This is a genomic window from Zhongshania marina (genome assembly GCF_002915595.1).
Taxonomy (GTDB): Bacteria; Pseudomonadota; Gammaproteobacteria; order Pseudomonadales; family Spongiibacteraceae; genus Spongiibacter; species Spongiibacter marinus_B.
The window spans coordinates 1-26,660 of record NZ_PQGG01000027.1 but is presented as its reverse complement, the minus strand read 5'-3'; the positions used below and the strand labels follow the sequence as shown (position 1 = coordinate 26,660).

Annotated in this window: 28 protein-coding genes; 13 read left to right on the top strand and 15 right to left on the bottom strand. The window is 49.5% G+C overall.

Features of this window, described 5'->3' with window-relative positions:
- Positions 1–36: 36 nt before the first annotated feature.
- The 8 genes from C0068_RS11095 to C0068_RS11060 all read right to left on the bottom strand — a co-directional run bounded on the left by C0068_RS11095 (position 37) and on the right by C0068_RS11060 (position 6,378).
- On the bottom strand, positions 37–324 hold the full coding sequence (locus C0068_RS11095) for a hypothetical protein (RefSeq protein WP_146047882.1): 288 nt from the start codon (positions 322–324) through the stop codon (positions 37–39).
- A gap of 20 nt (positions 325–344) precedes the next feature.
- Entirely contained in the window at positions 345–1,106 is a 762-nt protein-coding gene (locus tag C0068_RS11090; protein ID WP_103684561.1) for a DsbA family protein, read from the bottom strand.
- Positions 1,107–1,224: 118 nt separating this feature from the next.
- A complete protein-coding gene (locus C0068_RS11085; RefSeq protein WP_146047881.1) occupies positions 1,225–1,464 on the bottom strand; it encodes a hypothetical protein in 240 nt (79 codons plus the stop codon).
- Positions 1,465–1,556: 92 nt separating this feature from the next.
- Positions 1,557–1,991 carry a hypothetical protein gene (locus tag C0068_RS11080; RefSeq protein ID WP_146047880.1) on the bottom strand — a complete coding sequence of 145 codons (435 nt, stop codon included), beginning with the start codon at positions 1,989–1,991 and terminating at the stop codon, positions 1,557–1,559.
- Positions 1,992–2,164: 173 nt separating this feature from the next.
- A complete protein-coding gene (locus tag C0068_RS11075) occupies positions 2,165–2,647 on the bottom strand; it encodes a hypothetical protein (RefSeq protein ID WP_103684558.1) in 483 nt (160 codons plus the stop codon).
- Positions 2,628–3,506, bottom strand: coding sequence for a hypothetical protein (locus C0068_RS11070; protein WP_103684557.1), 879 nt, complete (start codon positions 3,504–3,506; stop codon positions 2,628–2,630). Before C0068_RS11070 ends, C0068_RS11075 begins: the two co-directional genes overlap by 20 nt.
- 196 nt (positions 3,507–3,702) lie before the next feature.
- On the bottom strand, positions 3,703–5,514 hold the full coding sequence (locus C0068_RS11065; protein WP_103684556.1) for a ParB/RepB/Spo0J family partition protein: 1,812 nt from the start codon (positions 5,512–5,514) through the stop codon (positions 3,703–3,705).
- Between the two features lie 492 nt (positions 5,515–6,006).
- Complete coding sequence (locus tag C0068_RS11060; RefSeq protein ID WP_146047879.1) at positions 6,007–6,378, bottom strand: hypothetical protein; 372 nt, start codon at positions 6,376–6,378, stop codon at positions 6,007–6,009.
- 158 nt (positions 6,379–6,536) lie between these two features.
- Between C0068_RS11060 and C0068_RS11055 the strand changes: the two genes are divergently transcribed.
- Positions 6,537–6,800: a hypothetical protein gene (locus C0068_RS11055; protein ID WP_103684554.1), complete on the top strand. Its 264-nt coding sequence runs from the start codon at positions 6,537–6,539 to the stop codon at positions 6,798–6,800.
- A 16-nt stretch (positions 6,801–6,816) separates the two neighbouring features.
- Positions 6,817–7,182, top strand: coding sequence for a hypothetical protein (locus tag C0068_RS11050; RefSeq protein WP_103684553.1), 366 nt, complete (start codon positions 6,817–6,819; stop codon positions 7,180–7,182).
- A gap of 34 nt (positions 7,183–7,216) precedes the next feature.
- Here the strand turns inward: C0068_RS11050 and C0068_RS11045 are convergent, their stop codons facing one another.
- Together C0068_RS11045 and umuD are read right to left on the bottom strand one after the other, a co-directional pair.
- Entirely contained in the window at positions 7,217–8,470 is a 1,254-nt protein-coding gene (locus C0068_RS11045) for a Y-family DNA polymerase (protein ID WP_103684552.1), read from the bottom strand.
- A gap of 4 nt (positions 8,471–8,474) precedes the next feature.
- The gene (gene umuD, locus C0068_RS11040) at positions 8,475–8,921 is read right to left on the bottom strand and encodes a translesion error-prone DNA polymerase V autoproteolytic subunit (RefSeq protein ID WP_103684551.1); all 447 of its coding nucleotides are present in this window, start codon (positions 8,919–8,921) and stop codon (positions 8,475–8,477) included.
- 120 nt (positions 8,922–9,041) lie between these two features.
- Between umuD and C0068_RS11035 the strand changes: the two genes are divergently transcribed.
- From C0068_RS11035 to C0068_RS11010, 6 genes are all read left to right on the top strand, one after another.
- A complete protein-coding gene (locus C0068_RS11035) occupies positions 9,042–9,671 on the top strand; it encodes an SOS response-associated peptidase (protein ID WP_103684550.1) in 630 nt (209 codons plus the stop codon).
- A gap of 630 nt (positions 9,672–10,301) precedes the next feature.
- Positions 10,302–12,320 carry an NAD-dependent DNA ligase LigA gene (gene ligA / locus C0068_RS11030; protein ID WP_103684549.1) on the top strand — a complete coding sequence of 673 codons (2,019 nt, stop codon included), beginning with the start codon at positions 10,302–10,304 and terminating at the stop codon, positions 12,318–12,320.
- 197 nt (positions 12,321–12,517) lie between these two features.
- On the top strand, positions 12,518–13,210 hold the full coding sequence (locus C0068_RS11025) for a hypothetical protein (protein ID WP_103684548.1): 693 nt from the start codon (positions 12,518–12,520) through the stop codon (positions 13,208–13,210).
- Between the two features lie 75 nt (positions 13,211–13,285).
- On the top strand, positions 13,286–13,921 hold the full coding sequence (locus tag C0068_RS19470) for a hypothetical protein (protein ID WP_146047878.1): 636 nt from the start codon (positions 13,286–13,288) through the stop codon (positions 13,919–13,921).
- A gap of 22 nt (positions 13,922–13,943) precedes the next feature.
- Entirely contained in the window at positions 13,944–15,281 is a 1,338-nt protein-coding gene (locus C0068_RS11015) for a DUF1173 family protein (RefSeq protein WP_103684546.1), read from the top strand.
- Positions 15,282–15,363: 82 nt separating this feature from the next.
- Positions 15,364–15,807: a DUF4262 domain-containing protein gene (locus C0068_RS11010; RefSeq protein ID WP_158249977.1), complete on the top strand. Its 444-nt coding sequence runs from the start codon at positions 15,364–15,366 to the stop codon at positions 15,805–15,807.
- A 39-nt stretch (positions 15,808–15,846) separates the two neighbouring features.
- On the opposite strand, the gene C0068_RS11005 is transcribed toward C0068_RS11010, so the two are convergent.
- The 4 genes from C0068_RS11005 to C0068_RS10990 are packed head-to-tail and all read right to left on the bottom strand — an operon-like array spanning position 15,847 to position 17,491.
- Positions 15,847–16,602 (bottom strand): hypothetical protein, encoded by a 756-nt coding sequence (locus tag C0068_RS11005; RefSeq protein ID WP_103684544.1) that lies wholly within the window; start codon positions 16,600–16,602, stop codon positions 15,847–15,849.
- Between the two features lie 13 nt (positions 16,603–16,615).
- Positions 16,616–16,795 carry a carbon storage regulator CsrA gene (csrA, locus tag C0068_RS11000; RefSeq protein WP_103684543.1) on the bottom strand — a complete coding sequence of 60 codons (180 nt, stop codon included), beginning with the start codon at positions 16,793–16,795 and terminating at the stop codon, positions 16,616–16,618.
- A 43-nt stretch (positions 16,796–16,838) separates the two neighbouring features.
- Positions 16,839–17,237 carry a type II toxin-antitoxin system VapC family toxin gene (locus tag C0068_RS10995; protein WP_103684542.1) on the bottom strand — a complete coding sequence of 133 codons (399 nt, stop codon included), beginning with the start codon at positions 17,235–17,237 and terminating at the stop codon, positions 16,839–16,841.
- Positions 17,234–17,491, bottom strand: coding sequence for an AbrB/MazE/SpoVT family DNA-binding domain-containing protein (locus C0068_RS10990; protein WP_103684541.1), 258 nt, complete (start codon positions 17,489–17,491; stop codon positions 17,234–17,236). Before C0068_RS10990 ends, C0068_RS10995 begins: the two co-directional genes overlap by 4 nt.
- Before the next feature lie 497 nt (positions 17,492–17,988).
- Here C0068_RS10990 and C0068_RS10985 point away from each other — a divergent pair, with 497 nt between their 5' ends.
- The 3 genes from C0068_RS10985 to C0068_RS10975 all read left to right on the top strand — a co-directional run bounded on the left by C0068_RS10985 (position 17,989) and on the right by C0068_RS10975 (position 21,893).
- Entirely contained in the window at positions 17,989–18,177 is a 189-nt protein-coding gene (locus C0068_RS10985) for a helix-turn-helix domain-containing protein (RefSeq protein WP_103684540.1), read from the top strand.
- A 191-nt stretch (positions 18,178–18,368) separates the two neighbouring features.
- Positions 18,369–19,376 (top strand): AAA family ATPase, encoded by a 1,008-nt coding sequence (locus C0068_RS10980; RefSeq protein WP_103684539.1) that lies wholly within the window; start codon positions 18,369–18,371, stop codon positions 19,374–19,376.
- 15 nt (positions 19,377–19,391) lie between these two features.
- On the top strand, positions 19,392–21,893 hold the full coding sequence (locus C0068_RS10975; protein ID WP_199176158.1) for a S8 family peptidase: 2,502 nt from the start codon (positions 19,392–19,394) through the stop codon (positions 21,891–21,893).
- Between the two features lie 135 nt (positions 21,894–22,028).
- On the opposite strand, the gene C0068_RS10970 is transcribed toward C0068_RS10975, so the two are convergent.
- Entirely contained in the window at positions 22,029–23,444 is a 1,416-nt protein-coding gene (locus C0068_RS10970) for a site-specific integrase (protein WP_233208799.1), read from the bottom strand.
- Between the two features lie 235 nt (positions 23,445–23,679).
- On the opposite strand from C0068_RS10970, the gene C0068_RS10965 reads away from it, so the two are divergent.
- Both C0068_RS10965 and C0068_RS10960 read left to right on the top strand, forming a co-directional pair.
- Positions 23,680–24,771: an AAA family ATPase gene (locus C0068_RS10965; RefSeq protein WP_103682693.1), complete on the top strand. Its 1,092-nt coding sequence runs from the start codon at positions 23,680–23,682 to the stop codon at positions 24,769–24,771.
- Between the two features lie 13 nt (positions 24,772–24,784).
- The coding region (locus C0068_RS10960) for a S8 family peptidase (RefSeq protein ID WP_103682758.1) at positions 24,785–26,660 on the top strand (1,876 nt) is incomplete at its 3' end.

Below are 26,660 nucleotides of genomic sequence, written 5' to 3'. Positions count from 1 at the left end.
AAATTTCTATTACTTGCATCTTTTCTAGTTCTGCCATTATTTCCGATTTACTAACGGCATCACGAATATTCGAGCTATTGGCCAGAAAGGAAGTATCAGGCCGCCGACCAGTAAAGGCTTGAATGCGGGTACGGCCTTGAAATTGCTGAAATCCGCTGAAAACAGGGCAGCTCCGATGCCTATCATAAGGGCCACTCCTCCAAAAATAGCCGATGCCGGTGGAATTATCAGCGGCAACACAGTCAACCAGATTGAATAGCTAAACGCGGCCAGTAAAACCGCGTTGATCACCCGAGTAAGCTCTTGCTCCCAATTTCTTTTCACACCGTCCCTCGTCACTGAAACTATTGTTGAATCAGCTTTTGGATCTCCTGTGCGATGGATTGCGCGTTCTGCATTTGCCGAACCAGGGACGACTTGCCCGAGCTGTTGTCGGTTATAAGCATAGCAGGTGTTCCGGTGATTCCGGCAGTCACACCCCGCTGAAAGTCGCTATTGATTTTCTCCTTGTTTGCATCAGATGCCAGGCAATTTTTAATTACCTGGCTGCTTAGCCCCATTTCTGATCCGAATTCAGGAAGGTTTTCGATGCCTTTCCCGTTGCCGGCCGTGCCCGCGATCATGGCATCAAGGAAGGCCCACGCTGTTCTGTTGCCGTAGCTTTCCTTTACACATTCCAGTGCTTGAGCTTCTATAGCTGCAGCCGGATTATGAATGCTGAGTGGGAAATGGAGGATTTTCCAGTTCACGGCGCCATTGGAAGAATCCACCACGCGCTTCACCTCACCGTGCATTTGCCGGCAATAAGGGCATTCAATATCCGTGAAAACTGCGATTGAGAACCGGGCATCTTCTGGGCCATACAAAAGTCCATCTTCGCTGTACTCCGGAGCCAACTTTGCGGCCTCGCGCAGCCCGGAAAGTCTATCTTTGGCCCTTTGGCGATATTCATCTTTACGAGCCTGGGCGATAGCGGAACTAATGGTTTCCTCCATGCTAGGTGACTGCTCAAGAGCTAAAATCCTGCCATTCTGGAAGTAGACTTGGGTTCCTAGTAAGACGAGCGCGACGAGGGTGACGGTGTGGAGAAATTTGGAGAAGTTCATGCCGTGTGCTTCCTTGAGTACGAAAGCCAACGATACCGAGATGGAAGGGCTAATACTGCTAAGGTTGGGTCAACCGGCCGCCCCCAATTTTTTGTAAACTTTCAAATGTTTGCTTTGACTAATGCCTTACCTGACCCTCAACCCACTGGACGGCCAGCAGCTCCAATGCTTCACGCTCATTCGAGATTTGGTTGTAACCTGGGAGTATTGGAGCGAAGCCTATAAATCCGCCACTTTCACCCAACAGCACCCTGTCCCAGTGTCCAGAGCTGTCCCTGTAAATTGCGTAACTGAAGGATCTCTTCTCACCCGCAACAATCTCTTTCAATACGACTTCTGCACCATTGGTAACAGTCATAGAGGGCTCTTCGTCGGAATACAGGTCAATGATCGACACCACTGATTTCCCACCAATAGAGTGGATCGTGTAGGAATACTTTGGGGCAGCTCTCATTTGGCACCCGGTGCGACTGGCCAATCAAAAGCATCCGAACACACAGAGACGTTCAATCCATGATGAGAATTTAACTCATCGACGATTCCTAGCCGCTTTTTGTATTCAGCATAGTCGGAATCGATCATGGATAGCAGTGAGTTGGGCAGGCGGTCTTGCCATTTTCCGAACTTCTGGGGTTGATCCGCGACTAGGCGAGCCTCCCTGAAAACCAAGCTTTTATCTGCTTTATAGACGTTGGACTGCCAATACCCGTCAGAAAGCGCTTCCTGAGTTTTGATGTGATACGCGGTCTCGCTTTCTGGCGGACACGGCCAGTAGCTATAATCCAGCCAATCGCCAGACTCCATAACCTCGTGGGCACCGAGCCAATCAAAGTACAACGAGGCCTCTTGATAACGGGCAAGATCCACTCTTGGTAGGTGTTTCACTCCAAAAGAAGCCTGACTGGTAGGGTCATTGCCACCAATTCTTCGGGAATCAAGAATCGCGAAAGCGAATGGTAGTGTTGTTGTGTGAACCAGGGTGGACATCCCGGCGCGAACCTCTTGGCTCAGCACTTCCTCGTCCAGGGGGTACGATCGAAACAGTGGCGAATATTCCATTATGTATTAGTCCTCAATAATCCTGCCGCTCCGCGAAGTGACGCGAGAACGACTTGTGTGTCGGCTGTATCAAAATGTGCCTGAAGCTGACCAATGACCAGCGTGGACACAGCGAAAACCCGTCCCGCAGGGAGCGGAAGGGCGTAAATAAGACCGGCACCAGCAGTGCCTTTGATAAATATCCTCTCCGGCTGGCGTTCAACTTCAATCCCTTTACCGGGGCGAGAAAACTTGAATTTCGGCAAATACCCCAGCAGTACACAGGCAAATGCGGCCAGCTCGTCTTCACTGAGCTGAATGACCAACTTCCCCTTCCAGTCGAAACCTTCTCCTGACCTTCTTGCCAGCTCCAGGTTGACGGTAGAGCCAGCGGCAACCCCTTGGACTAGGAGAGGAGTGGATTCGACGGTCAAAGCTGCATTGCGCCCGAAGCACTTTGCTTTTCGGCCATAGATTTCTTTATCAAAGTGGTCGGCTTGCATCGTAGTACACCCCCCATCCCGGCAGCAGTTCCTTGCGAAACCCCCCTTTCGGCTCTCTGGGATTTTCCTGAGTTTTATGGGAATCGCGATCCCTCCATTTGATCTTTGGCAGCGCCTTTTGCTGTACGACCACGACACCAGAAACCGGCAATCCCTTGTTCTTTCGCTTTCCATCCACGATATAGCCGTAATTTACCCTCAGCTGATCTGGCAGCGCGAAAAGCGTGGCGGGGCGCGGTTCATCAAAGCTAATCAAGCGAGTCCTAGCCAATTCCGCAGCGGCTGGATCGTCCCTTTCCAGACCCTGCAATCGGCGCTCAAGAACTTCGGTATCAATAGGCTTATAGGTGCGGTGATTCACCCCCCAAGTCCAGCCCACTCGATAAATGTCCGACCCCAAGATGCGGATTTTCGCGTACACCCGCTTCAGATCAGCAGCCGCAAACCCGACTTCTTTCATTGTCCGTTTAAGCTCTTGCACCCGCTGATTCACTTTCTCTTTATCGTCCGACCCAGACGATTTAATTGTAGCGACGGCAGCTTGCAGGGCTGTTTTGGCATTGTTTAATTCGGTGATCGCCTCAATACTTTCAGGGGAAGCGCAAAGCAACCCTGAGGGCAGTTTTTGGCCATCGCTTGGAATTGCATCGAAGACATCCTTAATCGAATTGGCAAGGGCAAATCGAGCCTCCCAGCTATGCTGGCCAGAGGGGAGGGGGGCAAAGCAAGGGTAAGGGTCATCGCCACGGGCGTCGTCCATGATCGTGGTTATTGCCCGCGATTGGGCTTCAAGCAGGCGGTGGTAGACACCGCGTAGCAACATAACATTGGCGGGGTCTGCGCGATTCTCGGTTGACATATTACCTCCCTGAAGCGGCTTTGCGGATTCAGCTTTCACTGTCCCTGTAAGACACATTAAGCAAGCCCATATTTTAGCATTTATCCCTATATTTATAGAGTATAAACACCACTTAACTGCCGATAAATTGCACTTTATTGATACTGAGAAAAGCGCCGAGGGAGCCCCCCGACGCATAGCCCGTGATCCCTTTATTTCAGTGCATCGCCTGCGGCACCCAGCCCTTCACTTCGTCCAGTTCAGCCACCAGTCCAGCCAAATCCCCCTTCTTAGCACCACCGTACTGCGTGGCAAACTCCTCGCCTTTGAGGTCTTTCGCAATTAGCAGGATGTCGTCCTTCTTAATCCGGTTGAAATAGTTCTCTTTGGTCGGTTGCCAGTGATCGGCCAGATTGAACTTCATTTGCTCTGCTAGACTTTGGACAATATCGTTACCACTGGAGGTTAGCGACGCGGCGACACAAAAGGCATGAATTGCTTTCTTGTCTGTCCGGCTTAACATTTGAAAATTAGTAAACATATCCAGGTCGGACTCACCATCCAGCCATGAAAGGTTTAACTTTTCCTTCGCCTCAAAGATCGCCTTAGCCGCTTTTGTTTCTTCAATGTCCTTAGTTGCCGACATTTCAGCGATATTGATCGATAAGCTGGAAGCGCGAGAGTAATACCCGAAACTCAGCACAGATTTTGCGAGAGTGAATGCGCTCAAATCAAAACACAAATCCGGCTTGGACATTAAAACACTTCGGATCGACAGCAATTCGTAATTCGCCAAATCTGTGCGCAGCGCATTACTCAAAGTGATGCCGTCATCAGGATCAGTTTCCAACTCTGTGGACGCGACTGAATGTGATCCTGCTAAGTTTGCAGGCTTGGGCATGTCTCCTGCACGAACGTAGCCATACGTGATGTCGGGTGTTCCGTTGCCGGAGAGAGTGATAACCGCACCGGAAATAGCTTTCTGTTCATCCGTGAAAACCCGATAGTTGTTGAGTTCTTCTTCTAGGGTTTCTACGGCCTGTTCCAACTCGGATTCTTTTTCCCAAAGAGCATCGAGCTTATCTTCGTCTTCCTCGTCGTAGACTGCTTTTGAAAGTGCTTCCAACTCCGATTTAGCCGTATCCAGCTTTTGAGTTAGTTCAGCTGGGACATCCTTCAGCTCGCCATCTGTGCGCTGCGCACGAACATCCATCCAGCTTGTCAGGGTAGTTTCAACCCACTTCCAGCCCTCACCTTTGACTACCTCTGCAATGCCGGTCATTTTCTCCGTGGCCAATCTTTCCATTAGCTCAGCGTCATCGATGTACTTCACCTCGTCAAACAGATCGCAGCTCACCGATCCGCCTTCTTTTTCATAGGCTTTGATCGAGACAAATCGTGCCACGGCTGATTTATCCGTCAGCGACGTATTCACCAGTCGAGATTTCACGCTGTGCGCGTTCATGTAGCGACCAGCCATATCGCGGTAAACCGATTCCTGCTTATCAAGATCGTCGGTCACGGTGAATGCCATAACCACATCGAGGTCGATTTCATCTTTCCGGTAGGCTTCAAAAATCAGGGGGGACACATCCGCGAGCCGTAAAATTTGCTTCACATCCTTTTGTGACCGTCCAAACCGGACAGAAATATCTTTGGCCGTGCGGCCTTGGTCAATCAGCGACTTGAATGAAATAAACAAATCCGCAGGGTGCATATCGGCTTTCATGTTCTCGGCAATGCTGTATTCAGTCGCATTGGCGGCATCTTTAATTTTACAGGGCACAGGGTAATCGTTGGCAATGCTGCCTTCATTCAGAAGAATATTGAGAGCCGCGAGTCGCCGCCCACCGGCCACGACCTCGAAAAAGTCTTCCTCTCCCTCTACAGGGATAACCACGAGATTCTGTAGAACCCCATGCGCAGCTAGAGAGGCGATCAGCCGCTTATCTAGCTCCTTATTCGCTGACACAACGCGAACGTTTTTGGGTGACATTCTTAAATTACCGAGTGAGATATTCGTTTCCATTTTAGATTTCCTTTTGATGCTTTTGGTGTGTGTTGGTACATCCAGAATCACACGGATTCCAAAACCAGCAACCCCAAGAAAGGCAATTAAAGGGCTATTTTTATAGATTATTTTTCAGGTCTTACTCGGACATTCCCGCTATTTTAACTATGTCTAAACCTGCAATTTATACCCTACCTGAAAAGGTATACCCAACCCCCAGTAGCACCTCCAACCCTCGCAGTGATCCCCACCCTGGCCAGCCTATTTTTTCCTTTTCTTTCCTTAATTTTCCTCCTGTTTCCTCGGCCCGCGCACGGGCTTGGGCGAACAGTTGCATGGGGCGCAGGCTTTCGGGAGAAACCGAAATTTAAGTATAGGAACCACAGAATGAGGTGGTGGCACAGGGGTAGAGCAGAGCGCCTTCTGTGTCAGGTCTCCTCGTCAGGTAGGGTATAAATTGACAACCTTTACGTGCTGACATCCGGTACCGCCATTATCGATCCTGGTGGATTACACTTTTGTTGGTAGGCCATGCTCAAGCCGCAATATTCTACACTCCCGTACAAACGCGCCCCGCCGAGACCTGAACTCCAAGGCCAGAGCTAGCCTCTCAGACTTAGATCCGACGAACTTGCCATTGCAGAGGTTTATTTGCGGCAGATCGAACATCTCCAAAATGGATGTCCAGGAGGCAATGTAGGACTCACCAGGGATTGGATCAGTAAATCCCCGCACATATTGGCGCTCTAGATCGGCGGCAACTACCGGCGACAGGTACATCTGCGCACTGGTTAAAAAGCTCACGACGTCATCTACCAACTGAATCGCTTCTTGCGCGCGAGCGTCTGTTTTGTGGGGATCGAAAAATAGGGCCTTCGGCATTCTTTTCTCGCACATCATGATTGAGAGACCATTTTAAATCACCACCGCTGCCCAAACCGGCCGTTGAAACACCGGTTTAAGCCACCTCAACAGGCATTTTCAATTTTTTTAGGTACACTGGCAGTATTCAACCGCACATAGACAGCAAGGAAGGGAAAATGGCAGTACATAGCGACGCATACGAACTCGGACGCAATGACTATTTGCGTCACCCTGATTCCTACCACAACCCATTCCCTAAGAGCTCACAAGATTGGAACGATTATGAAAGGGGCTGGACTCAAGGGCTGAAAAGATACCCCGAACAAAAGACAAGCTATCCAAACCCAACATGGAAAAAGGTAGTCATGCAATCACCATCGAAACCAGAGCTTTCTCCAGAGCAAAAATTAGTACGAGATGCTTATAAAAAGTTAAAATAGTTGAAAGGAAGACAACGTGAAGCAACAAACTCTCATTTTTTTAATTTTATTCATCCCTCATTCAGCTATTTCTGGGCCTATATTCCAGAGCTTTGAAGGTCATATGAGCACCAAGGGTAAATGCTCTACCCGAACAGTACCCTTTGTCCCTAACTTAGAAGTTGTAACCCAAGAATTCAAAGATGATCGGCATTGCGTGATTGATATGCCCCAAAATAAATATGAAATGTGTTACATGACTGGGCTGTTATCGTTAAGCGGGATTGCCCAATGCTCTGTAAAACATGACTCACAAAGAAACAGTTTTTATATTGATTTTAGCGTTAAAAGAATTATAGATTCACACATTTCCTGTGTTTTTACCTGCAAGACCTCTGATTGATTTACGTAATGGTAGGTCTGAGAATTTAACTTCATTAAATATTCACGATGGGCAAGTCTGAAATACGCGTAGTATAGGACGGTGACCGATAAGCCTGCCGCATGTACCACTTTTTTTGAACACCTTCGCCAGCAAGCTGTAATGTGTCTCTACCAAATCGTCGATTGATACCATCAAGCAGGCTCATCAATTTGTCAGTGTCACCAGCCTGGCCACTGGAAAACAAATCGCTTTGCAGAAACTTGCGATCCACCATTTCGATAATACCGACGCCAGCTTTGAGGTAACTATAACCTTCTAGGTAAAGCGACTTAGCGGCGTACTGCGCATACCGCGAAATAATGCGGGTATCGTCGGTGGGATAAGGCAATTGCACAACCGTACTGCGACTATAGTATTGCCGGTCGTAGGGGCTGGTTTGAATGAAAACATGCAGTGTTGTTGCTAGATGCGACTGCTCTCTTAGCTTCTCCGCTGCGCGACTAGCGTATAGTGAAATAGCTTCAATAATCGGTGGCAATGAAACCGCTTTAACGCCAAAACCCCTCGTACAATAAATCTGCTTTTTGGCGGGTGGAACTTCCTCCAACGCATAACATGCTTCGCCATTCAGCTCTGCGATCGTGCGCTCTAAATTCACACTGAAACGCCGGCGCAAACGACGGGCATCTGCCGTGGCAAGATCCCATGCGGTGTTAATGTCCAGCTCATTCAGCTTACGTTGTATACGTGAACCAATACCCCACACCTTATTCACCGGCATTCGTTGTAGAAGCCACTGACGCTGATCGTCACGTTGTATCCAGCAAACGCCATTCAACGCGGGTATTTTCTTGGCGCCGTGATTGGCGACCTTGGCTAAGGTCTTTGTACTACCAAAGCCAACACAGACTGGAAGACGGGTTTCCTTCCATATACGCTTTTTAATCGTTTGGCCAAAGGGGGTGAGGTCTTCGTTCATTCCCTCAAGTTCGAGGAACATCTCATCAATGGAATACACTTCAACTTGTGGGGAATACTCCCTCAGGATACTCATCACCCTAGAAGACATATCACCGTATAGCGGATAGTTGCTGCTAAACACCGCCACCTTGTGTTTACGTAAAATGGGCGCGACTTTGATGTACAGTGTTAAATCTGGAATGTTTAAGTCTTTGGCTTCCTTGCTGCGAGCGACGACAAACCCATCATTGTTACTGAGCACAACAACGGGCTTGCCGCGCAGGTCTGGCCGAAAAATCTGCTCACACGATGCGTAAAACGAATTGCAGTCTACTAAGGCAAACATATCACTACCAAGGCCAGCGGCGGTGATAGCGGATGTGCGCAGGAACAACGCCCTCAATAATCAGGTCTGGGTCCTCGGGTAGCATGATGGGCTTTTCTCGGCGATTGGCAGGTAGCAAGCGGCGCCCTTGAATATCAAGCACCTTACAGGTGAGCTGCCCGTCCAATGCCGCGATTACTACGTCACCTTGGCGCGCGGTAAGCGAGCTATCTACCAATAATAAATCACCGTTGAATATGCCTAGCTCAATCATAGAGGCGCCATTAGCACGCACCAGATAGCTTGCTGAGGGATGGCTGATTAGGTGTTTATTCAGGTCAATTTTTTCCTCAATGTACTCCGATGCGGGGCTAGGAAAGCCAGCTGGCACATGACTAAGGAATAAGGGCAGGGTGCGACGACAGCAGACGCATACGGGAATCCGATTTTCGTGGATAAATGAAAGGCTCATACTTCAATCCAAAACGTGGCGCTTTATACTGGGTTTATATACAGTATTATATTTGATAGGTAATATGGTCAATACTGGATAAACGGCAAAACTCGGAAATCGGGGTTAAGTGATTGAATTATGTGCGGAAGAATATTTGTCAGACCGGAAGCCAAAACTCAGAATCTGCTCCATGAGCTGAATTTAGATCACTTTACGCTGCCAGACACACCCAATGTGGCCCCCACCGAAGCGATACCCGTCGTCCATTACTGGGAAGACCAACTAACAATTAGCCCCATGCGTTGGTGGCTAGTGCCGAGCTGGTCAGATGGCCCCAGTACAAAGTTTGCGATGTTCAATGCACGCATCGAAACAATCGCCAGCAGCCGAGCGTATAAAGGCCCGCTCAAATACCGCAGAGGAATTGTACCGGTAAGTGGCTTCGTAGAATGGAAGCGTGAAGCGGATAAGAAGCAGCCCTATTACTTTGAGGGACAGAACCAACCACTAGCTCTCGCCGCCATCTGGGAGACGTGGCGTGATGAATTGCTATCTGTTTCGATTTTGACGCAACCTGCAAATGATAACTTCTCCCGATACCACAATCGTATGCCGGTTATGCTTTCTGTGGATCGCATTACGCAATGGTTGGATCATTCAATATCGGTAGAGGAGGAGCTTGCCGCCGTGCTTGGTGCAAGCGTTGAGCTGTCTGCACGAGCAGTGGGTACGCAGATTAATAACGCGAGAGTAAAAGAGTGGGTTTAATTTAATTTGTATTTTTTACGCCTATGCTGATTCAGTAAACATATCAAAAACTAACAGTGTAACTACCCACCCCTAGACATCCTGGCATCACGCTTTTATAGGTCAAGCTATAATCGCTTGTTAACTTCCTATATCACACAGTCCTGATTGCCGGGAAAGTTATCGTCGAAATCTGCCTCCCAATTCCGATAGTAAGGGAATTTAAATGGAGATTATTCAGTGATCATGCCGAACGATTTGTGTTCACCATTTTGTACTTTTATTGTGCAAATTAATCTAGCGCCATCCCTGATGCGGGTGTCCGCCACACAGATATATTCGTGTTCACTGCCAGCCACATCGATACTAATTTTTGTCAAATGGATTTGTATATCTGACGGTTCCTTTCCCATGTATTTCTGAAAAACATCAGTTTTAACTTTTAGATTTTCATATCGGGAAGAATTGGGGAAGAAAGCTTTGTGCCTATTTCTAAATGTATAGAAAAAACCCCGTTTTCTATACACACCAAATTAAAATAAAAATTATCAAAAACCCTGTGCTTATAGGGTTGCTGGTTTAAAAAGCCATGAGATGTTGGTAGTAAGGCCGCAGCAGAGCAGCCGAAACTAACTACATGAGGAATTTATAATGAACCACGCACTCGATCTATCGGCCATCTCGCCTGAAGCATCAATGGCAACGCTATCTTCAACACTCATTCACTGGGCGCGAGAATATTACACCCTTGATGCCCCAACGGTTTGTGATAACAAATACGACGCGACCTTCAATGAGCTGAAAGCTCTCGAAGAGCTTCACCCTGAGTTCATCAACCCCAACAGCCCTACGCAGCGCATCGGCGGAGATCGTCTAGAAGGCTTTGTCCAAATCCGACACAAGACACCCATGCTCTCATTGAACAACGTCTATACCGACCAAGAGCAAGAGGATTTCTTCACTAAAGCTGGATTAAATATCTATTCCCACATAATCGCTGAGCCAAAGCTGGACGGTCTAGCTGTGAGCTTATACTACGTCAACCGTAAACTGGCCTATGCCGCGACTCGCGGGGATGGGCAAACGGGAGAAGATGTCACCCACAACATAAAAACCATTCATAGCATCCCCGTTGAGCTGGATGATAGTGCTCCAGCGATTCTTGAAGTCCGCGGCGAAGTGGTCATGAAAAAACACATCTTCTCGAAGCTAAACGCCAAAGCTCAGGCATCAGGTGGCGAGTTCCGCACGTTCGCCAATTGCCGTAATGCAGCTGCCGGGACTCTTCGCCAGCTTGACTCTCAAAAAGCTGCCAAACGTCCTTTGGATTTCTACGCATACGCCATAGCAGAATGCTCAAGTGAATTACCGGATACCCACTCAGGACGGCTCGGATTCATCACAACATTAGGATTTCCTGTTCACACCGCCGTCCAACGAATCACACCAGCCGGACTAGGCAAGTACAGCGATGCGATTTATGCCCGTCGCGAATCAATGAACGAAGAAATTGACGGCGTTGTTTTTAAGATCGACTCAATCGCTCACCAGGAAAGACTTGGGTTCGTGTCTCGCGCCCCAAAGTGGGCTATAGCTCGCAAATTTCCAGCTGACGAGAAAGAAACAACGCTTGAAATCGTAGACTGGCAAGTAGGTGCCAGCGGAATTTTGACGCCAGTAGCAAGACTTTCCCCCGTGCATGTGGGTGGAGTAACCATTTCCAACTCGACTCTCCATAATCTTAATGAGATACGACGCCTTGATCTTGCGATCGGAGATAGGGTCGTGGTCTCAAGAGCAGCCGACGTTATTCCTAAAGTGACCTCAGTTTTGTCCCGACCACTTGACCGCCAAACCATATCTGCTCCTACGGAATGCCCATCCTGCGGAAGCACCGTCGTACAGGATAGTGGCCACGTTGCTTATCGTTGCACGGGCGGCACACGTTGCCCAGCACAGGCTGTAGCTCTCATTAAGCGTTTTGCAAGACGTGATCTAATGGACATTGACGGGCTTGGGGAAAAGCTTGTAGAGCAGCTCTATGAGGCAAATTTCATACAGAAGCCCAGCGATCTCTACTACCTATGTTTCAGCGCCGTTGCTGAACTCCCCGGCATGGGAGAAAAGTCCGCGCTCAAGTTGAAAAAAGGTATTGAAGCAAGCCGTGAGACCACGCTGGACAAAGTTTTGGCCGCACAAAACATCCGCGAAGTCGGTCGCAGTGCCTGCCGGGAGCTGACAAAGCATTTTGACAACGACCTCCACGCTATTTTTGCAGCAACACAAGAACAGCTGCTCGACGTTGAGTTGTTCGGCCCTGTTATGGCTGAGCTGGCCTACAACGCCTTCCGCGAACCCTCATTTCAACAGGAAATAGCTCGCTTGCGTTATGCCGGTGTAGTTTGGCCTGAAAAGAGCACAAAAGCGGCTGCCGAGGGCGATTCTTTAGAAGGGCAAGTATGGGTATTAACCGGCACCTTCACCTCCATGACACGATCCGAGGCAGAGACCAAGCTAGCCGCCAAAGGTTGTCGGGTCGCCTCTAGTGTAAGCAAGAATGTCACAACCCTATGTGCCGGGGCAAAAGCTGGATCAAAACTGGCAAAAGCAGAGAAAATAGGCGTACCAGTAGTAGACGAAGACTACCTGCTATCCGTTATCGGCGAGTAGTCTCAGGCTGGCCGGGGTGTCCCGGCCTTAACCACCTGAGGCAATTTCCGGCAGGCCACGAGGAGATTGGGGGAGTGAACCTTGTCCCAATTTGCATTGTTTCCTGCGTAAAAGTTGTCACCATTCAGGCAAAATGGCACCTTGCGAGCATTTGCCAGTCTACCAAAGACTCAAATCACAATACCAAGGAAAGGAAAATGAAACTTAAGACCCTTATTTCAGCTATAACCCTCGGAGCCACAGCTATCATTACCGGCTGCGCTTCTGGTCAGCATATCGTGACATCTGATGGAACCTGCCTGACCTGTGTGAACAACATCATCACGGGCAAACCGATGAACTACGAAGCGGAGGAACATCCGAGCAGTTCAGTCGGTGCCAGCCAATCTAACTCTAGTCACGACGCATTTCGCGACCAAGCTGTTCTTCTGGTGAATCGAGGATTCCCTTACGAAAAACATCCAAGCGGTGTTAAAAGTCCAACGGATGGCTCGTTCAATGGTGGCCTATATATTGGCTATTCCAGTCGTAAGACCTTCGAGACAAACCTAGCCCTTAAGCAAGCATTTGGCATCCGGTCGGGACAGGACATGAAAACCCAGGGCATGGCCGATGCAGAGATAACCAAGGCTTTGCGCGAAAAACCTTATCGTCAAGAAGGGGACGTTTATTACATGGGTGGCACGTTTAATGGGCCTGCTGGGCCAATCACTTCAGCAATCGTGTTGTATCCAAACTCTGATGGAAGCAGTTCTTCCTATGTTGGCATGAAGATACTTGGTTTTGATAAGAAATACGGTGATACCAGAGCAGCCGCAAATGCTATGCACACCCAAGTATTACAGGCTCTCAACTACAACAATGTAGATTGGGATAGAGGAATGCAATAATTTTCCTTCACCTGGTTGCTGGATTGGAGATGTGGGGTAACTTGGAATGGAGACAACATTTAAAGGACTATTCCCATGAAATACCTCACATTAACCATGACCATTTTACTATTTTCTATTGCCTCTGGTTGCGCAGCAAATCAACACACTTACACCAAAGATGGCATGTGTCTCTCCTGCGTGAACAACCCAATCACAGGGGCACCCCTCAACTACGACCCTGAAGTGGACTCTCAGTACAACCGGGGGCAAGTGGTCACAACTGCGCAAGAACCCACGCATTCCGCCGGTAGCATTTCGTTCCAAGTTGACTACGATGTCGAGCATACCTACTACGTCGTTCAGCGAGAGTTTAGCCTGCCAGTTCCCCGCCATGAGTCTAATTTCAATCAGGCGCACCGAGATCCAATCGACCCAGAAATGAGCCGGCAGCGCCACCGCGTCTTTGATCAACCCGGCTCTTTTCGCTATGCACAGGCATTTAGACAGCATGGCGACCTGTACCTGGTCATTGGAGTGAAGATTGCGAAGGTTGACCATCGAACAAGCAAAGTCACCGTTAGCTATCTATCCGATGACCCTTCGCAAAAAGTCTGGGATTTAGCTCGATCACTCCGCGAAAGGGTGAGAAGTGCGCTTGAGTATTACCGTTGCGATAACAACATCAACCGAGACTACGATAGAGGCTACCGGTACTCAGGGCCTTGTTAGACCTTAATATCAGGAGGCAAAGATGACCGATTTCTTATTCTTTGGTGCGGCTGTGTCCAGAATCGACGACGACTTCGGCACCCATCTTGAAAGGGCGCACCGGGAAAAGCATCACCCACTTTGCCTTTGTAAATCTCCACCCATCCCAATGTATGTGGCGCGTGTCAACAACACCTACATACTAAAGCGAATGCCCAATAGAGGAGGGGAGCACCATCCAGATTGCGATTCCTATGAGATTCCGGTTTCGCTGTCTGGTCGAGGGTTAATGCAAAATCGAGCAATCGTTGAAGATCACGATTCCGGCCTTACCTCCCTACGACTTGGGTTTCCCTTATCAAAATCATCATCCAGCCGCGACCCAATAACCCCTGCCTCTGGTGAGCAAAAATCAGTTAGCGCAGATCCAGCGAAGCTGACTATGAGGGCCTTGCTCGAATATGTTTACGAGGAAGCCGGGTTCACGCGGTGGTCTCCAAAAATGAAGGGCAAGCGAAATTGGCACGTCATTCGCCACCACCTGCTCCAGGCCGTTCAGAACAAGGTTTCACGACGCAATCCTCTAGCAGAAAGCCTGTGGATACCGGAGTTCTTTTCCGTAGACAAGAAAGACGAAATTGCCTCTCGTCGGCGTAGATTCCTCGCTGGCATAAAACCCGCAAAGGGCAAAACACCTTTCGCCCTATTAATTGGTGAAGTCAAAGCGGTTGAGACATCTAGATTCGGTGGAAAACTGGTCATAAAGCACATGCCGGACTCACCCATCTATATGTCAGAAGATGTATTCCGTCGAGTGGGTAAGGCATTTGCTCCTGAAATTGCGCTGTTTAGCGAAGACGATTCCATTCATTTATTAGCAATGATGACCTTTTACCTATCTGCATCGGGCAACCCCCAGGTTGAGACAATCACCTTGATGACGGTAGATGAAAACTGGCTACCTTTTGAGACCTTGGAAGAACGCGAACTAATTGAACGGCTTGTCTCTGGTGGACGTCATTTCATGAAAGCCATGCGCTACAACCTGGCAAGCTCTGATGTTATGGCTACTGCAATAATTACCGACACCCAGCCTGATCCCACGGCTTATTTCATCATTCCTATGGGCGCGACTGAATCCTTCTATGATGAGCTTGATGAGTTAGTTAAGACCTCTAGTGTTCCAGCGTATGTATGGGATGCCAATGAAGATATGGCAATGACCCTACCTCCAATCGGCACTGCTCCCAGATCGGAATCAGGTGGCCATCAAAACACGCCACACTCAGAAAGCACGCATGATTACGACGCTGATCCTGGTTATGTGTCAGATCAAAGCGAAGACCAGTTTAGCCTCTACGCTGACGAAGAGAATAAATAATTCTTTTCAGCAAAGACACTTGCTGGTTCTTGATCTCGTGGTATTTCTATAAGGAACAAACTCAATCTAGGGAATGATGAATATGATATTTCAATTTGAGAATGGGCTAGAAATTCAGAAAACTCGCATTAGCACTGAAGTTATTCGCTCGGGCTTTTATGTTGATCACATTGATGCGAATTTACCCACCAAATCTCGACATGCGACAGTGGGATTTCACAGACTAGGACTACCGGAAATCCTCGTAAGGGGTGTACCTTTCGACTGCGCACAACAAGCCCTTTCTGGCCTATTTCTGGCTGCCCAAATTGGGTTGGCTGAATTAGCCACAGGAAGTCGCCTAGATGAACTTTTCGATAGGGAAGTCTATTTCACAAACATCTCCCACGAATTAAAGAAAACCGAATTTCTCGCGTCACGCCTCTACCATGAACATTGGAATTTTGATGTATTGGAAATGTGTCTGGGACAAATACAGCGAAAGGGTTTTGAATCAGCCACTACCTCTTCTTACGCGGTATCTTAAGTATCGGCAAATGATCTGGGCTAGCAGGTTTAGTACAGATCATTTCACCGCCTTAATACCAGCCCTTCGCCTAACTGCGTCTATTTCTCTTTCCTTTGCCGCTTCATCCTCAAATTCAAACAGCAAGGCTTTGCTATACCTTTGGAAAAAGTCTTCGTGGCTATCTAAGGTAGCTTCACGCCATTCACCGTGGTAAAGATCCATCACCTCAATTACCTGGTCAGCAGTAGGTTCTTCATCATACTTCCACAAATTTTCACTTAGCCAATCGAACGATTCTGTATGGCACTTAGGTGCAACATGCTTTACTTTCATATGAGGATATTTATCATCCAAACCGTGGTTAAAATCGTCCTCAATCCACTTAATGCCATGGCCAAAGTAAGTCCCACGATAGCGCTCTATTGAGTCCCTGAAACGCTGAAGGGCTAAATGAAAAACAACAGACTCAGTGTGCTCACTTATCAACCGGGGGCTCTTAAGATATTTATTCAAAATCGTTTGCCGCAGAATTCCGCAGCGTTTTAAGTATTCATTCCACTCTCTTTCTTCCCGCGCCCTAATCTCCTTGGCGTGTTCAACTTTGTTCTTAAACTGGCCAAGAATATTAGCAGCCTGGCGAAGCACCTCTTTGTCATTCTCGCTAAAGAAGGCTTCATAGGGGTGTGTTAACGCTTCGCCTGTAATGGTGTTACGTGCGGACGTAAGCTTCCGCTGTGCAGATTTCAGTCGGTCTGAAGTAGTGTATTTCAGCGCCTCTAACAACTCTGACCCTGATTTTTCTTTTTCCGACATTTTTCAGTCCTTGCTACTTTTCTTCTGCAGCCTCAAACTGGATTCTCTCGTAAATTTCTTCACGATGAACCTCTATGTGCTTCGGGGCATTAACACCAAGCCGTACTTGGTTCCCATTTACGGCGAGAACCGTAACCGTAACGTCATCGCCTACCATCATTGTTTCACCAATCCTTCTAGTTAAAATCAACATCCTTGTTCACCTCGTTTGTTTAATGTGAGTTATGAGATTATTTTTACTTAAGCAATTCAAACCCCGGTTGTTTAGCCGCCTTGCGGTCAAAGGTGACGGTTACCTCGCACCCCGCCTCCTGATTCACCCTGGCCAGCAAATGATCCGGAAAGTCCGCATTTGACACTTTATAATCGTTCAGCGCCTGCAACACCACCTCAGGCTCAAATACTTCCAGCTGCCCAACCTGCAACAACTGTTCAATAACCTCGGCAATCGCCGATCGCTTTAGCTGGTAGCTGCTTTCCAGCACCCACGCTAATTCGCAAAGCGTAATGTGCCCGACAAGGCATGGGGAGTCATTGGTACAGTGTGATTCTATAAATTCTGCTGCCTTTGCTGCCTGACCGGGATCATCTTGAACCAAGTAGCGAACCAGCACATTGGTATCCAGCCCCTTCAAAGTTTTCCACCCTTGGACTTAACAACAGCTTTCATGTCTTCAATTGAAACAGGCTTACTAGGTGTCGGCACGATACCCTTCAGGCAAGACACATCCTTGTCCCTAGGAGACGCCAATACTTGGTCGATGATGATCCGGCCTGACTCAGCCTTGATAGAGATAGGGGAGTCGGTGCTAAGACCTGCTGCCGCCAAAATTTTACCGGGTAGTCGCACTGCTGCGCTGTTTCCCCATTTCTTAATTTCGCTATGCATGTTCAAACGACGCCCTAAAGTAGTGTGTATATACAATAGTAGACACCCGACGATTGAAGTCAAGCCCATGTGTAGATATAATTGTATCTACATATTCACTTTTGCGTAGCGATAGTTGGACAGAGCTGGGAAGGGACATTAAACCACTCGCCAGTCCCAAGCCCTCATCTGGAGGAACATATCATGGTCGGACCTCGCGTACAGTAACTCTCTCGGCACTCGCCGTGGCTTCACCCTTTACCAGGGCAGCCTAGGCGGCTGTCAAATACTTCCTCACCCAAAATCAGATCGAAACCTCTCTCAACTACCAATATGACGGATGGTACTTCGACTTGTTAAAATCACCCGAAGCACGAGAACGCTGGTGTCAGGGCCTGGAAAACGTACTTTTCGACATGGCGCAGCCTTGCACGGCTGCTACTGACCTAAAGAAGGCTTTGGGGAGCCAATAAGCACATGCCTAATAGGTAGATTTTTTCGGACAGGATCGTCAATACATGAACAACAAGGAAGGCAACACTTATCAAAATGTCTCTCAGGAGGAATTGGCAAGCAAGGCTCAGCTTGATCGCAGCAACATGGGGCGCATAGAGCGAGGTAGGAAAAATTTAACGATCCTGAAATTGCACGAGATTTGTGACGCATTTGAAGTCAGTCCTGCCACTTTTCCAATAAAACATTGCTAAGCAAATAGTTAAGCGTAGTTCTGCTTGTTGTTTACAGAAGCGACTACAAGCAAGATGCAAGTATGGTCAATCAAACTCCAGGGTTCACCCCAAAGCCGGGGCGTAACGCTGAAGGTGGCCCAGTAATGTTTTTGATCGTGATCGCCCCCCTAGCAAGGTACAATGCTCCTATAATTTAGGAGAAACATATTATGGCCAGTGCAGACCAATTAAAGGCGCTGCTTCAGTCTCATCTGGAAGGCGACGAAAACCGTTTTTATTCTGTCGCCATGCAGGTGGCGGCCCATGAAGCCAAGCGTGGCCACGGCAAACTGGCCGAAGAATTGCGGGCGCTCGTTGATCAGGCCAAATCCCGCCGGTCGGTTGTACCAGGGGGAATGCCAGATAGCAAGGCAGTGCCCATCAGCAAGCCAAGGGGTGAACTTGCTAACTTGCTGAGTGTGAGTTACCCCAAATCTCGCCTGGGGAATATGGTGCTCAATAACGAGCTTGCCCTACAGTTAGAGCGGATTATCCTCGAGCAGCGCCATGCGGCGGAGATTCTGTCCCACGGATTATCGCCACGACGCAAACTGCTGTTAGTCGGCCCCCCCGGTACGGGCAAAACCATGACTGCTTCGGTACTGGCTGGTGAACTGGGGCTACCGTTGTTCCAGGTGCGTCTAGACGGCCTGATCACCAAGTTTATGGGTGAGACTGCCGCCAAACTGCGGCAGATATTCGACTCTACCCACCATGCTCGCGGCGTGTATTTCTTTGATGAGTTCGATGCTATTGGCTCTCAACGGGGCTTGGCAAACGATGTGGGCGAAGTCCGTCGTATTCTCAACAGCTTCCTGCAAATGATTGAGCAGGATGATTCTCATAGCCTGATCATCGGTGCCACCAACCACCCGGACATTCTGGATAACGCCCTGTTCCGCCGCTTTGATGACCTGCTGCATTACGAGTTGCCAGATGAAGTGAACATTGGCAGTGTGCTGAAGTCGCGCCTATCACGATTGGCAGTTAAAAATACTTCTTGGAAACGTTTGGCAGCTAAAGCGCTTGGATTGAGCTATGCGGAGCTCACGCGAGCCGCAGATGAAGTGTTGAAAACAGCGCTAATTAAGCGAACAGAAAAAATATCCGAAAAAGATATTTCGCAAGCGCTAGAAGAACGCCGCTGGCTTTCCAAACGATTAAATAAAAGCAGCTAAGGATAAGGACATCGCATGGCGGAAAGGGAGCCGAATAACCACCCACATTTTATTTTTCAAAACAGCGCTCAAACAGAAAGCTTTACATCGCCAGCAACAGGTGGCGGTGGCAAGCAGATTCCCGAAAGAGACCGGGCAGCCCATGGTGGTGCCCTTCAAGGTAAGCTTCAACAATTGACGCCGGTGTTAGCCGAAGCGGCTGATCAACAGCGACAGGCTGGTATTGACGAAGGATTCGGCCTGCAAATTGAATTTGAAAGCTTCCCGGATGTTGAGTTGGCTTTTGAATCCTTGACACGTGAACGATCAGGTATTGAACTGCGCAATGTCCGCCACGACGGCCATAAAACATTTGCTACGGTCTTTGTGCCCGATGGCAAGCTGGAGTTCTTCGAGAAACTCATCACCTCCTATTTGGATGACAGCAAGGACAAAAAGAGTGGCCCAGCACATAGCAAATTGCTGAATGCCATTTCGGATATTCGTGCGGCCACGCTGCAAGCTCTGTGGACTGATTCACCCGATGCTATGCCGACGGCAGACGACGAACACCTCTGGTGGGAGGTGTGGCTGCCGACGCGGAACGATCGACAAGGGATTGTGGAACAATTCCGAGAAGCGGCAACGAGCCTGAATTTCCGTATCGCGCCCGGCGAGCTTTCCTTTCCCGAACGCTCTGTTTTGCTGGTGTACGGCTCAGTCGATCAAATGAAACGCTCGATGATGACGTTAAACAGTATTGCTGAATTGCGTCGAGCTAAAGAAACAGCAGATTTTTTTGATTCTTTAAATCCAGAAGAACAGCCACAGTGGATTGATGAGTTAAACGACCGCTTAACTCTGCCCGCTGACGGTGCTGAGGTTCCCTATGTATGCCTGCTTGATACCGGGGTAAATAATGGGCACCCGTTATTGCGACAAGCAATTAACAATGCCGATAAACACAGTGTTGATCCTGCATGGGGTGTGGATGATGGCGAGGGGCATGGTACAGAGATGGCAGGCCTTGCCCTGCTGGGCAATCTGACCGACGCGCTCTCAGTTCAGATGCCAGTATCTGTTTCTCATCGATTGGAATCGGTTAAGTTGTTGCCAGAAGATGGAGCCAATGGTGGTGACGCCATTCTGCATGGCTACCTGACCTCTGAGGCGGTCGATCGACCAACGGTTACTGCGCCGCACCGCAAACGGGTTTTCAGTATGGCGATTACTGCCAGAGACAATCGTGACCGGGGGCGACCTTCCGCTTGGTCTGCAACCATTGACCGGCTTGCCTATGACGCAGATGCACAAGGTGAAGCGCCAAAATTATTTGTGATATCTGCCGGTAACATTGAAGATTCTAACGCCTGGATGGAATACCCGCACAGCAATACCACTGACGGCATCCACGACCCGGCGCAGGCATGGAATGCCTTGACTGTGGGAGCCATGACCAACCTAGCGAGAATCACTGAAGCGGATGCTCAGCACTATGCACCAATAGCAGAAGTTGGTGGGTTAAGCCCTTTCAGTACCACGTCACAAACGTGGCAAGCACATTGGCCATTAAAACCGGATGTGGTGTTCGAAGGTGGCAATGTGGCACAAGACGGTTTAGGTGCCGCCTGGATGCCAAGCTTAAGTCTGCTGACGACCAATGCAAATCCCGCTGAACGCCTGCTAACCACAAGCAATGCCACCAGTGCCGCTTCAGCACTTTGCGCACGAATGGCGGCACAATTAATGGCCAGATACCCGAATTTATGGCCAGAAAGCATACGCGGATTGATCGTTCACTCAGCGCAGTGGACTGAAGCCATGAAGAGGATGTTTCTGCCAGCAAGAGGGGTACCAACCAAGGCTCAAACAACCGAATTGGTGAGGCACTGCGGGTTCGGAGAACCAAACCTCGATAGAGCCCTATGGAGTGCAGATAACTCGCTAACCATGATCTGTGAGGAATTTTTACATCCATTCAAACGCGAACAGGGCAAAGAACCTCAGCTACGGGATATGAACTTGCACCAATTGCCATGGCCATTGGCAGAGCTCGAAACGCTGGGTGAGGCACAGGTAGAAATGCGGGTAAGCTTGTCTTACTTCATCGAGCCCAACCCTTCTGCCCGTGGCGTAACCTCGCGCTATCGGTATGAGTCCCACGGCCTTCGTTTTGATGTAAAACGCCCACTAGAAAGCGACGCTGACTTCCGTGCCCGAATTAATGCGGCGGCCAGAGACGATGAAGAGCGCGTGAACAGAAACGACAATGACCCAAACTGGGTCATTGGCAAGAAGAACCGGCACAAAGGCTCGCTGCATTCAGATATTTGGAAAGGCAGTGCAGCAGAGCTGGCAAGCCGCGGTGCCATTGCGGTTTACCCCGCGCTTGGTTGGTGGAAAACAAGGCCTGCACTTCACCGATATGACCAACGCATCAGGTACTCTCTGGTCATATCAATTAACGCACCAGATATTGACGTGGATTTATATACACCAATTGCGAACCAAATTGGTGTACCAGTTATCATCGAGTAAATGAATTTTACTGGATTTGATGCCACAAATAAGAGAGCTTTAGTTCAGTTCCGGGCCAATACGACCCATCCAGGGCGTCATATCGCGCATCGTATTGTTTGGTTTTGTGCGGAAATGGCGTTATGTGAAACGAACTCAATCTCTACCTCCAGATGCCCAGCCAATGCTGGGCCCCACCCACTCTCGACCATATTCTTGGTGATCCGCCTTTCGCCACAACTCAGGCTCACACCAGCAACCTGCCTCATCAACCGTCTCGACGATTTCATGGATTAGCTCCTCAGCCCAATCCGCGAATTCGGCGCTATCCAGATCCATTGGCGACATAAAATGGTATTCAGCCCCGTCCTTCTTCACAAGCTTAAGCTTAGCCAAGACACCCCGCTCAATATCTTGACGGATAAGCTGCACGGCACTATCCGGCACGGCGCCATTATTTTTCTCGATCCGCGCATTCAGAATAAGCACTCGGTCACTGAAAGGCACAGCTACAATTGGGTTACTCTGGCCGTCAGAGAGTAACCGTTCCGGCTTTAATACGCTTACCTTTGGCGGCATGTCCTGATCGATCTCAGCCAGGGTGTTGGCCAAGCGCTGATTGGCCTCCAGATAAGCCACGGCACTGCGGATGTCTTTCCACTTCACCCAATCCATCAGATCCCGCACGTCGGTATTGCGGTCAATGGCATGGTTCGCAAAACCGCGCCGTAGGGAGTGCGTTGAGAACCCGGCCGCGTCCAACCCGGCCCGAGCGATGGCGCGCTTCATCAGCTCCAGCACACTATTTATATGAAGCGGCCTTTCACCAGCATGCCCCCAACGCCCAATTTTCACAAACACCGGCCCTTCGTCCGCCATCATTTCCGCCTGCAAGTCGAAGAGGGCGGTCACCGGGCAAAGCTCCGACATTTCGTGAAGCGCCCAGCTCCGGCCTTCGGCGCTGCGGTCGCCTTTGGATGCCGGCAGAAAGACCTCCAGGGTGCGAATCGTCCGTCCGGTCTTTGCGTCTCGACCCTCGCCGAATGTCAGATATTCCCAGCGTAGGTTCACCAACTCATCGGAGCGGAATGCACACCAGAACCCCAGCAGAAAGAAGGCCTTGTCCCGTCCGGCGCTGCGTGTCTGCGCTAGACTCTGCTTTGGATCATCAAACTGAGCGGCCGCAATAATTGCGTCGTCACAGGCCTGGACGATGCGGACCAGGTGATCCCGGCTCAGCGGCACCGCTTTCTTCGGGGCCTTCCGATAGCGGCTTCTCGCCCCTTTGAGCACGGTTTTCACCAGACTGCCCTGATTGGGATTGGGGTAGCCCATTTCCTCATGCCAGGTGCCGAGCAGCGACACTCGTTGGCCGACCGTGGAGACCGCCAGACCTTCCTCTAGGGAAAACGCGATATAATCAGCCATCGCCGTGGGGCTCGCCGGCAACAAGCCACCAAAGGTCTGCTCGAAATGCCGCACGGCGCCGTCGGCCGCCCGGAGGGTATTCTGGCGCAGCCCTGCCTCTTTCAACGCCTCGACGCTTACATCCTCCCGCCTGGATCTTTCCACCTGAACTCCCCCTACTTTCCGTTTTGGTCATTCTATATGTGATAATACCATTTTCCCCGCCTTGCCACGCATCCAACCCGCAGATCGCATGAGTTGTGACAAATAAGTGCTGAAAGTGGAAGTAATAGCCATCTATGTTGATTTCTAACTACATGTAATTATGTACTTTATAATTCTCAGTGACTAGAATGATGCATAAACACACAATCTAGTCACTTATAATGGCGTAAGCAGTATGCAACCCAATGAAACGCTGGAAATCGCAAGGCTGGCATTAGAAGGCAAGCCTTCCGACGTGAGGCTCTACATCGCCAAACTGGTGCGGAAAGCGCGTAGGACAGACCCGGATTACGCGTCAAAACTCGAGGCGTTGCTGAAATCGGAGACCTCCAGGTCAAACGGGGTCTTGCGGAAAGGGCGCCACCCTGAGCAGGAGATCCCTGAAAAGTTAGAGCTGGCACTGCTTCGGCGGTATCATGGCGCGCCTGTGGCAGCGCCACTCCTCGACAGCGCCGTAAGCGATCAGCTGCAGCAGATATTGATGGAAAGGCGTCATGCGAGTCAGCTCGCGCTCAAGGGCTTAAGCCCTGCCAGTGCATTAATCTTTCAAGGACCGCCAGGGGTCGGCAAAACCATGACGGCGGGTTGGTTGGCTCAACAACTCGACCTGCCTCTCTATGTGCTGGATCTTACGGCGGTGATGAGCAGTCTGCTAGGGAAAACCGGTAGCAACCTGCGGTCGGTCCTGGACTATGCGAAAAGTCATCCTTGCGTTTTGTTTCTTGACGAGATCGACGCCATTGCAAAAAAACGTAGCGATGACTCCGATGTTGGCGAACTCAAGCGCCTCGTAAACGTGCTTCTACAAGAGATCGAAAACTGGCCAGATCAAGGGTTATTGGTGGCCGCCACAAATCACCCCGAGCTTGTCGACCCTGCTTTGTGGCGCCGGTTTGATCTGGATGTCACCTTTAGTTTGCCGAATGACGAAAATATCAAGAAAGCGGTCATCGAATTCCTTGGCGATGACCGCGTTGAATTCACAAATTACCTGGATTTACTGGCCGACAGTCTGAGGGGCGAATCGTATAGCAATATTAAACGAGCTATTTACAAACTTCGCAAAATGAAGCTGATCAACCCTGAGGGATTTGAGAATTTTGGCATCCAGCAATTAATTCCCAATATCGATACGCTTTCGCGGCAGGAACGAATAACGCTAGCGGTTAAACTTGTCTCCCAGCATGCCTTTCCAAAACAACGCGCCGCTAAACTTCTCGGCGTGAGCAGGGACACCATTCGCAAGAAATTGGGCGAGAACGAATAATAAGGACATTATTATGGCGAAAAAGACAAACTACCTGATCGGCAAGGCTGAAGAGCTGGCAAAAATAACGCCGCCACCTAAAATTAACCCTCAGAGTAGAGACCTTTACACCATCAACGAGGTAGTGGCGAGGCTTCGACCACAGCTCGAACACGTCAACAAGGAATTTTCAACGCTTGATGCCGATCTTTGCCCACGGGGATACGCCGTCGCGGAAATGACGCTGCATCCATCGTTTATAGCAAAAGGCCACTATCCAAAGCAGCTGCTCCGTGACATGGGGGTAAGGTCTATTGGCAGCAAGGCGACTGAGGTCAAGCCAGACAAATGGATGAGAAAAGGCGCGCCACAGCCATCCCCATCGACGAGCCTTTTTATTGCTGGGAAAATCACAAATTTTGAAGATTATGCCAATAAACTTCAAGGCATTACGGAAGAGTCGCCTTTTTCTGAGGACTTAATGAAGGTCTGGCGATTTAGCAGTGTTTCCGCAGCGTCAAAGCTAAAACAGAACGAATCCTCCAAGCCGGGATATTTTGAGGTCGGGATACAATTCATACCGGGCGGCACCTCCGAGTTTATTAAACAATCCTTTCTCGCTTATGCGCATAAGCTGGGCTTCCAAAGCAAGGATGAGTTGTCACTGGAGGTATCAAGTTTATGGTTTATTCCCGTAATAGGCGATCCAGATAAAGCGATCGAGCTTGCACGTCACTCCTTCGTGCGGGTTGTAAGGCCGATAGCGCCTCTGCGGTCATTCCGGCCCCTGGTGCGCTCGCTGCCAGGTTCAGCGATGGCCAAACTACCCACGGCACCGCCGTTGGCATCAGATGTGCGCGTCGCTATTCTAGATGGAGGGCTTCCTGAAACTCACGCGATTAAGCCGTGGCTAAATGAATACAAGCTGTCTGATTCAGCGTCGTCAGACTACCCAGGTGGCACGGATCACGGCCTGGGCGTGACATCGGCATTTCTATTTGGGCCGCTACCCCACGAGAGTGAGGCACCTCGACCGTATTCATTTGTTGATCACCATCGAGTTCTAGATTGCGATATTGATACCGAAGATCCGCTTGAGCTATATAGGACGCTAACCCATATTGAGGATATCTTAATTTCCCGCCAATATGAGTTCTTAAACATCAGCCTCGGCCCTGATCTACCGATAGACGACGATGAGATTCATCCATGGACATCGATGTTGGACTCCTATCTCGCAGATGGTGAAACCTTATTAACTATAGCCGCGGGCAATAACGGGGAAAATGATGAATCGCTGGGGTTGAATAGAATACAAGTGCCCTCCGATAGCGTAAATGCGATAGCTGTCGGCGCTTCAGATAGAATGAATCAGAGTTGGCAAAAAGCGAGCTATAGTGCAAGCGGGCCAGGGAGAGCGCCAGGTAGAGTAAAGCCGGATCTGCTCGCCTTTGGCGGCTCTCATCATCAATACTTTCATGTTTTAAACTCCTCAGCCATCCCAGAAATTGTTCCGCAACAAGGCACCAGCTTCTCCGCGCCCTATCTTTTGCGAAAGGCGGTCGGCATTCGCGCCTTATTTGGCCACGATATTTCTCCTCTTGCGATAAAGGCGCTACTGATCAACTCCGCCCAGCGAAACGAACAAGAGCAATTTCAGATTGGCTGGGGAAAAGTGATCGATGAGGTTGAAGACTTAATACGATCCCCATCAGGCGTCGCAAAAATACTGTACCAGGGCGAACTCCTACCTGGGAAATATTTGAGAGTCCCGCTACCGATCCCCAAAAGCGGAATTAACGGAATGGTTCGCATTAGGGCGACCTGCTGCTTTTCAACCCACGTTGACCCTCAAGACACGTCCATGTATACCAAGGCAGGTGTTGAAATAGCGTGGAAGCCCAAAAAGG

Excerpts from the sequence above, each read along its gene's own strand:
- C0068_RS11085 (WP_146047881.1), bottom strand. The coding sequence starts at position 1,464 with ATGACTGTTACCAATGGTGCAGAAGTCGTATTGAAAGAGATTGTTGCG.
- C0068_RS11010 (WP_158249977.1), top strand. The coding sequence starts at position 15,364 with ATGATATTTCAATTTGAGAATGGGCTAGAAATTCAGAAAACTCGCATT.
- C0068_RS11035 (WP_103684550.1), top strand. The coding sequence starts at position 9,042 with ATGTGCGGAAGAATATTTGTCAGACCGGAAGCCAAAACTCAGAATCTG.
- C0068_RS11055 (WP_103684554.1), top strand. The coding sequence starts at position 6,537 with ATGGCAGTACATAGCGACGCATACGAACTCGGACGCAATGACTATTTG.
- umuD (WP_103684551.1), bottom strand. The coding sequence starts at position 8,921 with ATGAGCCTTTCATTTATCCACGAAAATCGGATTCCCGTATGCGTCTGC.
- C0068_RS10965 (WP_103682693.1), top strand. The coding sequence starts at position 23,680 with ATGCAACCCAATGAAACGCTGGAAATCGCAAGGCTGGCATTAGAAGGC.
- C0068_RS11075 (WP_103684558.1), bottom strand. The coding sequence starts at position 2,647 with ATGCAAGCCGACCACTTTGATAAAGAAATCTATGGCCGAAAAGCAAAG.
- C0068_RS11045 (WP_103684552.1), bottom strand. The coding sequence starts at position 8,470 with ATGTTTGCCTTAGTAGACTGCAATTCGTTTTACGCATCGTGTGAGCAG.
- C0068_RS10985 (WP_103684540.1), top strand. The coding sequence starts at position 17,989 with ATGAACAACAAGGAAGGCAACACTTATCAAAATGTCTCTCAGGAGGAA.
- C0068_RS11065 (WP_103684556.1), bottom strand. The coding sequence starts at position 5,514 with ATGGAAACGAATATCTCACTCGGTAATTTAAGAATGTCACCCAAAAAC.
- C0068_RS10975 (WP_199176158.1), top strand. The coding sequence starts at position 19,392 with ATGGCGGAAAGGGAGCCGAATAACCACCCACATTTTATTTTTCAAAAC.
- C0068_RS10990 (WP_103684541.1), bottom strand. The coding sequence starts at position 17,491 with ATGCATAGCGAAATTAAGAAATGGGGAAACAGCGCAGCAGTGCGACTA.
- C0068_RS11060 (WP_146047879.1), bottom strand. The coding sequence starts at position 6,378 with ATGCCGAAGGCCCTATTTTTCGATCCCCACAAAACAGACGCTCGCGCG.
- C0068_RS11090 (WP_103684561.1), bottom strand. The coding sequence starts at position 1,106 with ATGAACTTCTCCAAATTTCTCCACACCGTCACCCTCGTCGCGCTCGTC.
- C0068_RS11015 (WP_103684546.1), top strand. The coding sequence starts at position 13,944 with ATGACCGATTTCTTATTCTTTGGTGCGGCTGTGTCCAGAATCGACGAC.
- csrA (WP_103684543.1), bottom strand. The coding sequence starts at position 16,795 with ATGTTGATTTTAACTAGAAGGATTGGTGAAACAATGATGGTAGGCGAT.
- C0068_RS19470 (WP_146047878.1), top strand. The coding sequence starts at position 13,286 with ATGAAATACCTCACATTAACCATGACCATTTTACTATTTTCTATTGCC.
- C0068_RS11025 (WP_103684548.1), top strand. The coding sequence starts at position 12,518 with ATGAAACTTAAGACCCTTATTTCAGCTATAACCCTCGGAGCCACAGCT.
- C0068_RS10980 (WP_103684539.1), top strand. The coding sequence starts at position 18,369 with ATGGCCAGTGCAGACCAATTAAAGGCGCTGCTTCAGTCTCATCTGGAA.
- C0068_RS11070 (WP_103684557.1), bottom strand. The coding sequence starts at position 3,506 with ATGTCAACCGAGAATCGCGCAGACCCCGCCAATGTTATGTTGCTACGC.
- ligA (WP_103684549.1), top strand. The coding sequence starts at position 10,302 with ATGAACCACGCACTCGATCTATCGGCCATCTCGCCTGAAGCATCAATG.
- C0068_RS11005 (WP_103684544.1), bottom strand. The coding sequence starts at position 16,602 with ATGTCGGAAAAAGAAAAATCAGGGTCAGAGTTGTTAGAGGCGCTGAAA.